This window comes from Rheinheimera sp. 4Y26 (assembly GCF_025245835.1).
In the GTDB taxonomy this organism is placed as follows: domain Bacteria; phylum Pseudomonadota; class Gammaproteobacteria; order Enterobacterales; family Alteromonadaceae; genus Pararheinheimera.
Window position 1 is genome coordinate 108,656 of the sequence record NZ_JAOBWS010000012.1, and the last position, 13,783, is coordinate 122,438.

Sequence of the window (13,783 nt, forward strand, 5' to 3'; positions counted from 1 at the left end):
TTGGGGTATGACCCTTATGAGCAGTAAAGATCTGCGCTATCAGGCACTGGTCAACGCTTTTTATGCCGATTTATACCGTTACGCTTACTGGTTATGCCAGCACAAAGCCATCGCCGATGATTTGGTGCAGGAAACCTTTTTACGGGCCTGGAAACATCTGGATTCCCTGCTTGACGTGGGTGCTGCCAAAGGTTGGCTTATTACCATTTTGCGACGGGAAAATGCGCGGCGTTTTGAACGTAAACAGTTTGATTATCAAGACATTGAACAGGACGAACTGCATGATCTCAGTTCAGCGTCTCCCGAACAGCAGGCTGAACTCTCGCAGTTACAAGGGCTTATGTTGCAGCTGGATGTCGAATACCGTGAGCCACTGGTGTTGCAGGTGCTGCTCGGCATGACAGGCGAAGAAATCGCCAGTTGCCTTGAACTCAATCTCAACACTGTCAATACCCGACTGTACCGCGCCCGCCATCAGCTGCGCGAATTGATCAACACCAAAGATTTAGAGGGGCATCAGCATGGATGAACTGGAATTTCGTCGTCGGTTATTCAGCGATCCCAGCGCAACAGATCCGGCATTGCAGCAAAGTGTCAAAAACGACAGCGCCAAAGCAGAGCTGCAGCAGGAATTATTGCAACTGGATGAAAGACTACAGCAGGCGCTGCGTATAGGTGTACCAGATGATTTACAGGCCAGACTATTACTGCAACAACAAGTCGCCAGCTACCGGCAACAACGCCGGCGTAAACAATGGCGTTATGGTGTTGCGGCGTCCATCGCTCTGGCCCTGGGGCTTTTGCAACTGCGCTTTGAACCCCTGCACTTTGGCCAGGATTTAGGCAGTTACGCGCTGGCCCATGTCTACCATGAAGCCAGTGCACTGTTAAGTCACAACACGCAAATGCCACTTGCAGAAGTCAATCAGCTGATGGCCTCTTTTGCCGGCCGGCTGGAACAGTTTGACGGCAAGGTACGTTATGCCAGATTTTGCCATTTTCGCGGTGTGCGCTCTTTGCATCTGATCCTCGACAGCAATGAAGGCACTGTGACAGTCTTTGTGTTACCCAAAGATCATGGCTGGCAAAATGCAGGTGCTTTTGCCGATGATAATTTTCATGGTCAAAGCCTCAGCCTGGCAGGTGCAGATCTGGTGTTGGTGGCCGCCAGACAGCAACAGCTGGAACCGCTGGCCGGCAAAATACAACAACAATTCAGCTTTGCCGTGAAACAACAGAGTTAAAGCCTGATGGTTTGCAACTGGTAGCATCTGTTGGTGTGCTCACAGAAAAGCACTGGCTGAAAATTGACGCCCTTGTTAGCATGTGCCGCCGCTCGCCTGCTGCAGTTTTACCCTCACTGCATCACAACTCAGAACCTGAGCGCATTAACAACGATAAACAAAATCAATCACTCAGATGAGGTCGTTATTTTGGAAACGGGCACTATTCTCGCACTGGCGATTTATTTCGCCGCTATGCTGGCCATCGGGCTTTACGCTTATCGTCAGTCCAGCAGTAATTTATCTGAATATATGTTAGGTGGTCGCAAACTTGGGCCCGCGGTCACAGCCTTATCAGCAGGCGCTTCGGATATGAGCGGCTGGTTGCTGATGGGCTTACCCGGCGCTTTATATGCACTGGGTATTTCGCAAATCTGGCTGGCTGTCGGCCTGGTGATCGGTGCCTGGCTTAATTACCTTTTATTGGCGCCAAGATTTCGCGTTTATACCGAACACGCCAAAGACTCTATTACCCTGCCCGATTATCTGGAAAACCGTTTTGCCGACCGCACCCGGATGTTAAGGCTTATTTCGGCACTGGTCATTGTAGTGTTCTTTACTCTTTATACCGCATCCGGCGTGGTCGCCGGCGGTAAATTGTTTGAGTCAGTGTTCGGGCTGGATTATTTCTGGGGTCTGGCACTGACCGCAGGTGTGGTCATTGCTTATACCCTGCTGGGTGGTTTTCTTGCGGTCAGTATGACTGACTTTGTGCAGGGCATTATTATGTTTGTGGCACTGATCCTGGTGCCTGTGGTCGCGCTCAATGTAGTTGGTGGCATTGAGCCTGTGCTCAGCACTGTACAAAGCCTGAACCCAAACCATCTGGATATTTTTACCGGTACCAGCGTGCTTGGTATTATTTCGTTATTAGCCTGGGGCCTGGGCTATTTTGGTCAGCCGCATATAATTGTGCGTTTTATGGCCATTCGTTCGGTAAAAGACTTCCCGGTTGCGCGTCGTATCGGTATGTCCTGGATGATTATTTCGCTGTTAGGTGCTATTGCCACAGGTTTCGTCGGCATTGCTTATGTGCAGCAAAGTGGTCAGGCGCTCAAAGATCCGGAAACCATTTTTATTCTGATGTCGCAGGTGTTGTTCCATCCTTTTGTCGGCGGTTTTTTACTGGCAGCCTTATTGGCTGCAGTGATGAGCACCATTTCCAGCCAGTTGCTGGTGACTTCCAGTGCCTTAACCCAGGACTTTTATAAAACATTTTTAAATAAAACAGCTTCGGACAAACATCTGGTGATGATGGGCCGGGCTTCGGTTTTTGTCGTTGCGCTAGTCGCTATTGTGATTGCGCTCGATCGCAGCAGCTCTATTTTAAGTCTGGTGGGTAACGCCTGGGCCGGTTTTGGTGCTGCTTTTGGTCCGCTGGTATTGATGAGTCTGTACTGGCGCAATATGAATCACTGGGGCGCCCTGGCAGGTATGGTGACAGGAGCAGTGACAGTACTGGTTTGGGTATTCAGCCCGCTGACCATTGATGGAAAACAACTGGATGACTTTATTTATGCCATGGTACCGGGAGTGTTGTTCTCTACCCTCGCCATAGTGCTGGTAAGTAAAATCACCAAAGCTCCGGATCAAAGTCAGCAGCATGAATTTGACATGATGCTGCAAAAGCTGAATTCTTAAGCGCCAAACAACAAAACCCGCTGTTTTTACAGCGGGTTTTGTCAAACGCGCATTGTGCTAAATTTTAGTTCCCTTGCAGTAGAATTCTTTGCTACATTGCTTGGCAGAATACCCAGTAAGGAACAGTAGTCTGTATGTATTTTTATGCCGCCCGCCAGCCCATTCTGGATCGTGACAAAAACCTGTTTGCTTATGAGTTGTTGTTTCGTGACGGTCTTGAGAACGTTTTCCCGGATATTGATGGTGACGAAGCAACGTCAAGGATGATTGCCGGCAGCCAGTTTAACTTTGGCCTGGACGATTTTCTTGGTGATAAGCTCGGTTTTATCAACTTTACCCTGGATACCCTGCTGAAAAAATTTCCGTCTATGTTGCCGAAAGAACAGGTCGTAGTTGAAATTTTAGAGACAGTGCAACCCGGCAAAAGATTACTGGCTGAAGTACAGCATCTGAAAGAACAGGGTTATGTGATTGCACTGGACGACTATATTCATCAGCCGGTCTGGCGCCATTTTTATCCGCATATCGATATCATCAAAATAGATTTTCGCAGTACTTCAGCTGAAATCATTCAGGAAGTGCTGCAGGCAACAGCAGCTTTCCCCAACATTAAGCTGCTGGCCGAAAAAGTGGAAACCAACGAAGAATTCCAATCGGCATTAAAAATGGGCTTTAGTTATTTTCAGGGTTATTTTTTCTCCAAACCTGAAATGTTGCAAAGCAAGGCTTTGTCCCCCGCTCAGATGACCCTGGCAGAATTATTGTATGAAACGTCCAAGTCTGAGATGGACCTGTCGAAAATCACCTCTATTTTTGAACGTGATGTGAACCTGTCTTATAAACTGCTGCGCTACTCTAACTCAGCCATTTTTAAACGCCGCTCCGAAATCGAGACCATCAAACAGGCATTGGTGGTACTTGGCCAATATGAGTTAAAAAAATTCCTGTCGGTGCTGTTTACTGCTCAGGTCAGCAGTGAAAAACCGGCAGAGCTGATGCGATTGGCCATGACAAGGGCGAAGTTTGCCGAAGGTATCGCCCAGCTGCATCGTAAAACTGATGTAGCCAAAGCTTTTTTAACCGGCATGATGTCGTTGATGGACGCTATTCTGGATGAACCTATGACATCGGTGATGAGCAAATTGCCGCTGTCCAAAGATATCAAAGACGCTTTGGTGGATAATCAGGGGTTGTTGGCTGAATATCTGTCGCTGGTTAAATGTTATGAACAGGCGCACTGGCAGGATGCCAACAGCGCTATAGCGAACTTAGGTCTTGACGCCAAAACTCTGCCTGACGCCTACCATGAAGCAGTGCAATGGGCCAATGAACAGATGCGGGCCCTGGGCGACGCTTAGTACCGTGTAAAAAGGCTGGCTGTTACAACGGCACAAATACAACGGCACAAAAAAACCGGTCAAGTGCAGGCTTGAACCGGTTTTTTTATTGCTGTGTTGCTTTGATGCAGGCTGTTGGCTGTCAGTAGGTTTTCAGGTTCAACACCTTATACGCCTGACAAATCAACACGACCCCCTGGTTAAAAACTGACAAAACCACTGATTTTTTCCGCCAGTTTGGCACCTATGCCTTTCACTTCCATCAGCTGTTGCTGATTTTTAATAGGACCATTCTTTTTAATGTATTCCAGAATGGCCTGCGCCTTTTTGGCACCAATACCCGGAATTGCTTCCAGTTGTTCCTGATTTGCCTGATTAATGCTGAGTTTATTTGCAGTGTTTTTAACAACAGCGGTTTTGCTGTCGCTGGCATTTACTTTTGCTACCACCCCGGTGTTTTGGGTGGCAAGCACCGGGTTTAAGCTGATAGCTGCAGCCACCACCAGGCCCGCGAATAATAATGATTTTGCATCCATGTGACTTTCCTTGTTTGTTTGTCCGGTATTACAATACGGAACCTGAATTGTTCCGCTGTAGCTGATTGAAACTGCAGCTTCATTGCAGCTTCAACCTTACAGAAGATAGCTAATTTATTTTCATTTATTTAACTTTTTATATACTTTTAGCTTTTTATGCAGCGGTTTTTTAGATTCAGCTGCAATTAAGAGTTTGTGCTCTACCCTGATGTAATCATTGTCTGTGGAGGTATATGATGAAATATCTGGCTTTGTTGTTACCGCTCATCACGGCTTGTACCAGTTATTCCCAGCAGTACCGTGATCAGTATCAGATGGCCACTGTCACCTCGGCGCAGCCGGTGTATAGGACCATTGAAGTGCATAAGCCAAAACGTGTTTGTGAAGAGCGCCAGGTGGTCAAACGCCACGCTGACTCTGCCGCTCCTGCTATTGTTGGCGCTATTATTGGCGGTGCTTTGGTTAACGCCATTGGTCATAACAGCTCCAATAAAAAAGTTGGTATGGCCGCTGGTGCTGTGTTGGGGGGTGCTGTGGGTCATGATATCGGCAAGCAAAATGGCACAGATGTGATGCATCACGAAACCGTTTGTTATCAGGCCGGAACTGAAGTGGAATACCAAAGTGTCATTGACGGTTATCAGGTGACCTATCAGCTCAACGGCCGGGAATACACCACCTTAATGGACAGAGACCCTGGCCCACAAATGCCGGTTTATGTGGAACCGGTGAAATCACGCTGATAGCAGGCCAAATTCAGGCACTGCTATTTTGAGATCAATATATAGATCAACAGGTTTACTGATCAGTAAACCATTGCTGCCGCCAGAGTGCGGCTGACTGTCATAAGGAATGCACATGCGGGTATTGGTGGTAGAAGACGAAACATTATTGGCTGAACAGGTGAAAAACCATTTAACCCAACAACAGTTCAGTGTGGATGTGTCGCATGACGGTACTGATGGTTTTTTTAAAATTAGCGAATACCCCTACGATCTGGCCATTATTGATATTGGTTTACCCAAAATGGATGGTTTGTCGCTGATTAGAAAAGCACGGCAACAAGACATCAAAACCCCGATCATTGTACTGACCGCCCGCGGCAGCTGGCAGGAGAAAGTACAGGGGCTGGACGCAGGTGCCGACGATTACCTGACCAAACCTTTTCATGTGGAAGAACTGTTGGCACGTTGTAATGCGCTGATCCGCCGCGCTGCGGGTCAACCCGATCCAACACTCAATGCCGGCCCTATCAGTCTGAACAGCAGAACACAGCAGGTATTTTGTCAGGGCACCGAAGTGCCGCTGACCGCTTACGAATACAAAGTACTTGAGTACTTTATGCATAACCCCAGCAAAGTGGTGTCAAAAACTGAACTGACCGAACATATTTACGATCAGGATTTTGACCTCGACAGCAACGTCATTGAAGTTTTTGTACTGCGGCTTCGGAAAAAACTCGACCCTGATGGCGAGTTAAAACCTATCGAAACATTACGTGGCCGTGGTTACCGTTTTAACCTGGCCGTGAACTAATGATGTTATCGCTGAAAGTCCGGCAGGCAGTGATCAGTCTGGTACTGATGCTGTTTTTACTGCCGGTGTCATTTTTTGCGATTGAAAGGGCCTTTCTGGCACAGCTGCTCACCAGCACAGAACAAAAGCTTGAAGTGCATCTGTATTCGTTTTTAGCTGAACTCACCTCTAAAAACGACATTCTGGAAATTAATAACAGCATTTTGCCTGCCGATTTTTTAAGGCCAGACTCTGGCACCAGCGCTTTTATTGTCAGTGAAGACAAATTGTTATGGCAATCCGATTCCTCGCTGAACCAGAACTTTACCCCGCCGCAACATGAAATGCTGCCCGGCAAACACGAGTTTGTTGCCATTGAGCAGGATGGCCAGGTGTACTGGACTTTATCTTTTGCGCTGTTATTTGATATGGGCGAGCGCAGTATGCCGCTGACCATCCATATAGTGCAGGATCAAAAGCTGCTGGATGCTCCGGTACAGAGTTTTCGCAATACCCTCGCCCGCTGGTTTATTGGGATAGCCGCAGTGCTACTGCTGGTGATTTTGCTTGCTTATTATTGGACCACAGCACCGCTGTCGGCGCTTGATCATGAGATCCGTCAGGTTGAAAGTGGCCAGCAGCAGCAGCTCACTGGAAACTACCCGGCAGAGCTCACCACCCTCAAAGAAGATGTAAATTTATTGCTGGCCAGTCAAAACCGGCAAAAACAACGCTATCGCCACCATTTAAGCGACTTAGCCCATGCACTCAAAACTCCGGTTGCGGTACTCAATACCTCGGCACTGGCGCAGCAACCTGAACTCCGTGAGCAAATTGACCGTATTACTGCGATGATTGAACACCAGCTTAAGCGTGCCAGCAGTTCAGGCCAGGATGTCTGGCAAAAACAAATTGCCATTGCCCCTGTGCTTAACCAGTTACAAAATGCACTGCAAAAAATTTATAAAGATAAAAATGTCAGGCTGGAAATCAACCTGCCCGCCGGGGTGATGTTCAGAGGCGATGAAACAGATTTAATGGAAATGCTCGGAAATCTGCTCGACAACGCCTTTAAAGCCTGCCAGCATCAGGTCAGAGTCAGTGTCAGCCAAAAGCCACTGCAAATCGCGGTGGACGATGACGGCCCGGGCGTGCCTGAAGGTAAAACCAAAGAGCTGCTGCATCGGGGAACCCGGCTTGATACCTATAAAGAAGGTCATGGTGTTGGTCTGTCGATAGTCCATGAACTCTGCAGCTCTTATTCCGGTGAACTGTACATTGGTCGCAGTGAGCTCGGTGGTGCCAGATTTCAGCTCTGCTTTGCCGAGCACCAGTATTAGTCTGACATCAATCATTGCCAGCTATTTTTGTGGAACTCTATGAAAGCATTACCTATTTTTCTATTATCTTTGCTGTCCTTTCAGAGTCAGGCAGCCAGCAACTGTGCAGACAAACGCCAGTTTCAGATTGAATACTCCCGTTGTCTGGATCAGGAGCTGGAAAAAACCGAACGTGAACTGCAAACCTGGGAAAATAATCATTTATTCAGGTTGCAGGAAATGGAACGTAGTACAGGCCGGGGCGATCCACTCAGAGTATTTCAGCGCTCACGCGAAACTTTTCAGAAATTCAGCCGTGACCACTGCCGCTGGCAATATCTGGCGCTGATCCCGGACAGTCAGGCCGGTGCCGGCGTTTATAAAGAATGTATGATTGAGCAGCTGCAACAACAAATTGCCGTGATGAAGCATATCCGCTATTAAAAATAGCGCGCTGATCCCCAACCGCTGCTTGTGCGTATAAGTGCTTGAACCCAAGGGTTATCTTTTTTCTGTCAGACAGGACTTCGAATGAATTTAAACAACGCAGTGATCAGGATCAAAAATTTACGGCTTCGCACCTTCATCGGTATTAAAGACGAAGAAATTAATAACAAGCAGGACGTCGTTATTAACGCCCGTATTGAATACAGCGCAGTGCAAGCCGCAGACACCGATGATATGAGTAAAGCGCTGAATTACCGCACCATTACCAAAGATATTATTCAGCTGGTGGAAAACAACAGATTTTCATTATTGGAAAAACTAACGGCCGAAGTGCTGGCCATCGCCTCTGCCCACCCGGCCGTTAAATTTGCTGAAGTGGAAATCGACAAACCTTATGCGCTGCGGTTTGCTGATTCGGTGTCGTTAACCTTATCCGTTCACAAAAACTGAGACGAACTATACTCATCTGGTATTCAGGCAGAGGAGCCAGTGCATGCGGATTTTAGTGACAGGCGCAACAGGTCTGGTCGGCACAGCGCTGGTTCAGCTATGGCAACAGCAACATCAACTGACGGTGTTAAGCCGCTCTGTTAGCAAGGTGCAGCAGAAGTTCGGCACCGCAGTTAAAGCTGTCAATTCGCTCCAGCAGGTTGATTTTAACCAGATTGATGCTGTGGTAAATCTGGCCGGTGAGTCGATTGCCAATAAACGTTGGAGCACAGAGCAAAAACAGCGGATTTGTCAGAGTCGCTGGCAGCTGACTGAAGAGCTGGTCGGTTATATTCAGCGGGCCACAACGCCACCTCACACTTTGCTCAATGCATCAGCTGTTGGTTTTTATGGCCGTCAGGGCAGCGACAGCATAGATGAAAGTTATCAGTCTTATTATCCCGAATTTAGCCACGATATTTGCGCCCGCTGGGAAAACCTTGCCAACAGAGCCAACTCCGCACAAACCCGGGTTTGTATTTTACGCCTTGGCATAGTGCTGGCGCCCAAAGGCGGTGCTCTGGCCAAAATGCTGCCTGCATTTAAGCTGGGGCTTGGCGGTCGTATCGGCAGTGGCGAACAATATATGTCATGGATCCATCTGGATGATGTTTGCGCGGCTTTTGACTTTTTATTGCAGCATCCGGAGTTAAAAGGTGTATTTAACGCCACAGCCCCTATGGCGGTCAGTAATAAACAATGGACCAAATTACTGGCCGAGCGTTTAGGTAAACCGGCGTTGTTACCCATGCCGGCTGTAATGGTTCGGCTGCTGTTTGGTGAGATGGCCGATATTTTATTATTTGGCCAGAACGTTTACCCCAAACAATTGTTAGATGCAGGATTTCACTTTAAATACAATCAGCTGCGCGCTGCACTCCAGGCCTTGCCGCTTTAAAGTAGCAAGCTTTTAAATGAAAGCTTAAGCGCTTAGCAAGATCCATTAAAAGGCCTGAAACCCAGCGCTTTCACTGCGCATAAAACAGCATCAGTGATGCTCAGACTTCAGCAAAAAAAGCCTGCAACTGCAGGCTTTTTTGTGAAACAACAGCGTTTGAGTTTTAGCTTAACGCCCGGCGCAACAATACCGGCGTGGGTAGTTGCAGCAGATGGCGCAGCAACAGCCAGCCCAGGCCACAAATTAACGCCAGCCCCAGACCTGGTCCTATCCACCACAAATTAAAGTGCAGCGAAAACGGCAGCTGGAATAACCGCATCTGCACCACAGCCAGCAGCACTTCAGCCAGCAAGGTTGCAAAAACACCAGCCATCAGCCCCAATGCCGCAAATTCGGCCAGTACCGCTTTACGCAGAAACACCGTTTTGGCACCTAAAGTTCTTAAAATAGCCAGTTCCTGCTCCCGCTGTTCCAGTGTGGCCTGAACCTGAGCCACCAGCACCAGTACAGCCGCAGCAAATACCAGTACGAGAATGACGGTGAGTGCCAATGAAACCTGGGCAATAATGTCATTCACCTGCTTGAGGATATTATCCACAGACAACACAGAAATAGTCGGGAAACTGCGGGCCATCTCATTGAGTAGTGCAGTTTGTTGTTTTGGTAAATAAAAAGCCGTCAGATAAGTCGCCGGGAAATTCTGCATCAGATCCGGTGATAAAATCATAAAAAAGTTTGGTTGCAGGCTGTTCCAGTCGACTTTACGGAAACTACTGACAGTTGCAGTAAAAGGCTGACCACCGACTGAAAAACCAATGGTATCACCAAGCTCCAGCGCCAGTCTTTCCGCCAGTTTTTCTTCAACCGACACCTGCGCCTTGTCTTCAGCACCAAACCATTGACCCGCCACTATCTGATTATTGGCAGGTAAAGTATGCAGCCAGGTCAGATTTAACTCGCGGCCTATGCCCTCCCTTCTTGTACCAGAACTTGCTGTGCCAGAATTCTGGGTATCACGACCAGCGGCCAAAGTGTTATCGGCAATATCCGCTTGCTGCTCGCCTTTTTGTCGTTCAGGGTTTTGCTGAGCTGCGTTCGATTGCCCGGCGTCAGATTGCCCGGCGTTAGATTGCTCCGCATCCTGCTCACGACCATCTGACTCAGGCAACTTTTCATTATTCACCGTCAGTACCCTGCCCGACACCATCGGATAAAAATCGCCGGCTTTCAGTTGGTTGTCGGTTAATAACTGAATAATTTGTGGTTTTTCCGCTTCATTAATATTTACCAGAAACTGATTGGGCGCGCCGGCCGGAACCTGCTGCTGCCATTGTGAAATCAGCTCGGCACGCAAAAAATACAAAATCAGTGTTAAAAACAGCGCAAGGCTAAAAGTAATAAGCTGGAAACTGTTCGGCCACAATCTGCGTCTTAAATTCGCCAGCGCCAGCTTCAGTGCACTGCTTTGGCCTGCCGCCATAGGTTTGGCAAGCCGCACCAGAACGGCTGCCATCCCAAGCAATAAAGCCGCAAAGGCCAGACAAAGCACAAATAACCAGCTGGATAACCACCAGTCTCCGCTAAACAGCCACATTAATAACCAGATAGCCAGACCACCTGTCACTAACTGCCACAGATCCAGCTGAAAACTTAACGCGCGTTGGCGTAGTACGTTCAGCGCCGGCACTGCAGCAAGGCGCCAGATTGGCCGCGCCGAAAATAAAGTTGCACAAATAACCCCGGTTAGAGCACCCAGCCATAAGGGCCTGCTACTAAATTCCGGCCGGTAATCACCAAGCCAGACTTCGATAAACCACTGAGCACCTGAGCTGGCCAGCTGGCCGAGCAACAAGCCGGTGACAATACTAAACAGGCTGACCATGGCAAGGTGACTGGCATAAATACGTCTTGCCATTGCTGTTGTGGTGCCAAGGGCTTTAATCACCGCCACTGCCATCTGATGGCGCTGGCTATACTGACTGGCGGCAACTGCTGCCGCGCAAGCGGCCAGTACTATGCCCAATAACCCGGCCAATAATAAAAACTTTTCGGCTCTGTCCAGCGCTGAGCCCACCGCAGATTCCCGATCCAGACTCTGCCAGCGGTCATGCACCGTCAGCAGTGGCTTCACCTGCTGCTCCAGCGTTTTTAATGTATTCGTATCGCCGGCAAACTGATAACGATAGCCAATACGACTACCGGGCTGCACTACTTCTGTAGCGGCCACATCATCCACATGCATCAGCACTCTGGGGGCATTGCCAAATACACTCAGCGGTGCATCCGGCTCCTCGGCAATAATGCCGCCCACCACAAAACGGCTAACACCAAGTTCGAGACTATCGCCAATACCGATATTCAGCAGCTGCAATAACCTTGGCTCCAGGAACACCTGATCTTTCACCACAGTGTTGCTGGTTGTGGCGTCGGCTTGTTCAGAACTCTTTAACAGCAAACGCCCACGCAGCGGGTAGCTTGGCGACACGGCCTTGACACTGACCAGTTGCATCTGGTCGCCGGCAAACACCATGGTACTAAACTGCATTTGTTTTGCAGTTTTAAGCCCAAGCTGTTCGGCGTTTTGAAAAATCTGTTCATTAAACGGCAGGCTGGAACGCAGAATTTTGTCTGCGGCAATAAAGTTACTGCTACGCTGCGACAATGCAGAACGCACACTTTCGGTAATGCCGGTCAGGCTCACCACGGTAAAAACAGCCAGGCATAACGCAAAAGCGATCACCCAAAGCTCTCCCCGGCGTAATTCGCGCCAGAACAGTCTGGCGGCTATGTTAAGCCACATCACCGACCTCCGGTTTTAACTCTGTTAACTCACCGGCATGCATATTGAGCTGACGCTGACAACGCTGCGCCAGCTGCGGGTTGTGCGTGACCAGCACCAGCGTGGTGCCCTGCTGCTCGTTCAGCGCAAATAATAAATCTTCAATTTTGGCGCCTGTGGCTGCGTCCAGGTTGGCCGAAGGTTCATCAGCAAACAAAATGGCTGGCTCTGTAATAAAAGCCCGGGCTATCGCCACCCTTTGTTGCTCGCCGCCAGAGAGCTGACTTGGATAAAAATCAGCTCTTTCGGTTAAACCAACATCAGACAGTAGTTTACGGCCACGGGCTGTTGCGTCTTTAATACCGGCAAGTTCGGCCGGCAACGTAATGTTCTCCAGCGCAGTTAAGCTTGGCAATAATAAAAACGACTGAAACACAAAACCCACTTCTTTGGCGCGAAGCTGCGCTCTGGCATCGTCATCCAGCTGATGCAGCGGCTGTCCAGCCAGATATACTTCACCGCTGCTCACTGTATCCAAACCCGCCAGAATACCCAGTAGTGTTGACTTGCCAGAGCCGGAAGCGCCCACCACGGCTACTGTCTCACCACTGTTGATTGTTAGGTTGATCTGCTGCAGGATAGTCAGCCTGGCATCTGTCAGCTGGACTTCTTTACGTAAGGCCTTGGCCTGAATAGCAATCTTAGGTAGTAATGACATGAGAATTTTTTTCACCATCTTATTGGCTTGCTGCGTTTTTCTGGCGCAGGCACAACCACAAAAGCTATTAGTCCTTGGTGACAGTCTGAGTGCCGGTTATGGCATGACACAACAACAAGGCTGGGTACATTTACTACAGCAACAACAAAAAAGCTGGCAACTGATTAACGCCAGTATCAGCGGTGAAACCACTGCGGGCGGTTTAGCCAGATTACCCGAATTATTAAAAACACATCAACCCGATGCGGTGTTGATAGAACTGGGCGGCAATGACGGTCTGCGCGGTTTCCCAATAGTGCAGCTGGAAAAAAACCTCAGTGCCATCATCACTCTGGTGAAACAACAACAGGCCACACCCATTCTGATGCAGATACGGATCCCGCCGAACTATGGCCCACGTTATAACCAGCTGTTTGTCGATTTATATCCGGCATTGGCCGAAAAACATCAGGCGCTGTACTGGCCGTTTTTTATGGATGAAATAGCCACCAAACCTGAACTGATGCTCGGTGATGGCATTCACCCCAACGAAAAAGCGCAACCGATTATCCGCGATTTTATGCTGCCGTTGCTGCTGAAATTGTAAGGAAATGAAAGTATTGCTGTGCCGTGGTGATATGAAACTGCCACGGCTTAGCCAAAAACGCCGAAGAAAAAAAATCTGACACAGTAAAAGATGCTGAAAAATGCCGGCAATAAACCAAACGCCAGTTTGCATCACTGTTTAAGGAAGAATAATCAGGGAATTTGGTGGAGCTAAGCGGGATCGAACCGCTGACCTCTTGCATGCCATGCAAGCGCTCTCCCAGCTGAGCTATAGC

At 48.7% G+C, this 13,783-nt stretch carries 14 protein-coding genes; 11 read left to right on the plus strand and 3 right to left on the minus strand.

From position 1 onward, the window contains the following. Window positions 1–16 precede the first annotated feature (16 nt). From N3Z11_RS14765 to N3Z11_RS14780, 4 genes are all read left to right on the plus strand, one after another. A complete protein-coding gene (locus N3Z11_RS14765) occupies window positions 17–529 on the plus strand; it encodes a sigma-70 family RNA polymerase sigma factor (protein ID WP_260657964.1) in 513 nt (170 codons plus the stop codon). Beyond that, on the plus strand, window positions 522–1,244 hold the full coding sequence (locus N3Z11_RS14770) for a DUF3379 domain-containing protein (RefSeq protein ID WP_260657965.1): 723 nt from the start codon (window positions 522–524) through the stop codon (window positions 1,242–1,244). The genes N3Z11_RS14765 and N3Z11_RS14770 overlap by 8 nt, the downstream gene beginning before the upstream one ends. Window positions 1,245–1,433: 189 nt before the next feature. Beyond that, window positions 1,434–2,924 (plus strand): sodium/proline symporter PutP, encoded by a 1,491-nt coding sequence (gene putP / locus N3Z11_RS14775; protein ID WP_260657966.1) that lies wholly within the window; start codon window positions 1,434–1,436, stop codon window positions 2,922–2,924. Window positions 2,925–3,058: 134 nt separating this feature from the next. After that, a complete protein-coding gene (locus N3Z11_RS14780) occupies window positions 3,059–4,282 on the plus strand; it encodes an EAL and HDOD domain-containing protein (protein WP_260657967.1) in 1,224 nt (407 codons plus the stop codon). Between the two features lie 179 nt (window positions 4,283–4,461). Here the strand turns inward: N3Z11_RS14780 and N3Z11_RS14785 are convergent, their stop codons facing one another. After that, the gene (locus tag N3Z11_RS14785; protein ID WP_260657968.1) at window positions 4,462–4,797 is read right to left on the minus strand and encodes a ComEA family DNA-binding protein; all 336 of its coding nucleotides are present in this window, start codon (window positions 4,795–4,797) and stop codon (window positions 4,462–4,464) included. Between the two features lie 233 nt (window positions 4,798–5,030). Here N3Z11_RS14785 and N3Z11_RS14790 point away from each other — a divergent pair, with 233 nt between their 5' ends. From N3Z11_RS14790 to N3Z11_RS14815, 6 genes are all read left to right on the plus strand, one after another. Continuing rightward, window positions 5,031–5,540 carry a glycine zipper 2TM domain-containing protein gene (locus N3Z11_RS14790; protein ID WP_260657969.1) on the plus strand — a complete coding sequence of 170 codons (510 nt, stop codon included), beginning with the start codon at window positions 5,031–5,033 and terminating at the stop codon, window positions 5,538–5,540. Between the two features lie 115 nt (window positions 5,541–5,655). Further along, on the plus strand, window positions 5,656–6,333 hold the full coding sequence (locus N3Z11_RS14795) for a response regulator transcription factor (RefSeq protein WP_260657970.1): 678 nt from the start codon (window positions 5,656–5,658) through the stop codon (window positions 6,331–6,333). Beyond that, complete coding sequence (locus N3Z11_RS14800; protein WP_260657971.1) at window positions 6,333–7,652, plus strand: ATP-binding protein; 1,320 nt, start codon at window positions 6,333–6,335, stop codon at window positions 7,650–7,652. The genes N3Z11_RS14795 and N3Z11_RS14800 overlap by 1 nt, the downstream gene beginning before the upstream one ends. 39 nt (window positions 7,653–7,691) lie before the next feature. Then, window positions 7,692–8,075, plus strand: a complete 384-nt coding sequence (locus N3Z11_RS14805; protein WP_260657972.1) for a lysozyme inhibitor LprI family protein — start codon at window positions 7,692–7,694, stop codon at window positions 8,073–8,075. A gap of 87 nt (window positions 8,076–8,162) precedes the next feature. Further along, entirely contained in the window at window positions 8,163–8,528 is a 366-nt protein-coding gene (gene folX / locus N3Z11_RS14810; protein WP_260657973.1) for a dihydroneopterin triphosphate 2'-epimerase, read from the plus strand. Window positions 8,529–8,571: 43 nt separating this feature from the next. Then, complete coding sequence (locus N3Z11_RS14815; protein ID WP_260657974.1) at window positions 8,572–9,465, plus strand: TIGR01777 family oxidoreductase; 894 nt, start codon at window positions 8,572–8,574, stop codon at window positions 9,463–9,465. 163 nt (window positions 9,466–9,628) lie between these two features. Here N3Z11_RS14815 and N3Z11_RS14820 read toward each other — a convergent pair whose 3' ends face one another. Together N3Z11_RS14820 and N3Z11_RS14825 are read right to left on the minus strand one after the other, a co-directional pair. After that, a complete protein-coding gene (locus N3Z11_RS14820; RefSeq protein WP_260657975.1) occupies window positions 9,629–12,265 on the minus strand; it encodes an ABC transporter permease in 2,637 nt (878 codons plus the stop codon). Continuing rightward, window positions 12,255–12,962: an ABC transporter ATP-binding protein gene (locus N3Z11_RS14825; protein WP_260657976.1), complete on the minus strand. Its 708-nt coding sequence runs from the start codon at window positions 12,960–12,962 to the stop codon at window positions 12,255–12,257. Before N3Z11_RS14825 ends, N3Z11_RS14820 begins: the two co-directional genes overlap by 11 nt. Between N3Z11_RS14825 and N3Z11_RS14830 the strand changes: the two genes are divergently transcribed. After that, a complete protein-coding gene (locus N3Z11_RS14830; RefSeq protein WP_260657977.1) occupies window positions 12,961–13,548 on the plus strand; it encodes an arylesterase in 588 nt (195 codons plus the stop codon). The two genes, N3Z11_RS14825 and N3Z11_RS14830, sit on opposite strands and share 2 nt — an antisense overlap. Window positions 13,549–13,783 lie beyond the last annotated feature (235 nt).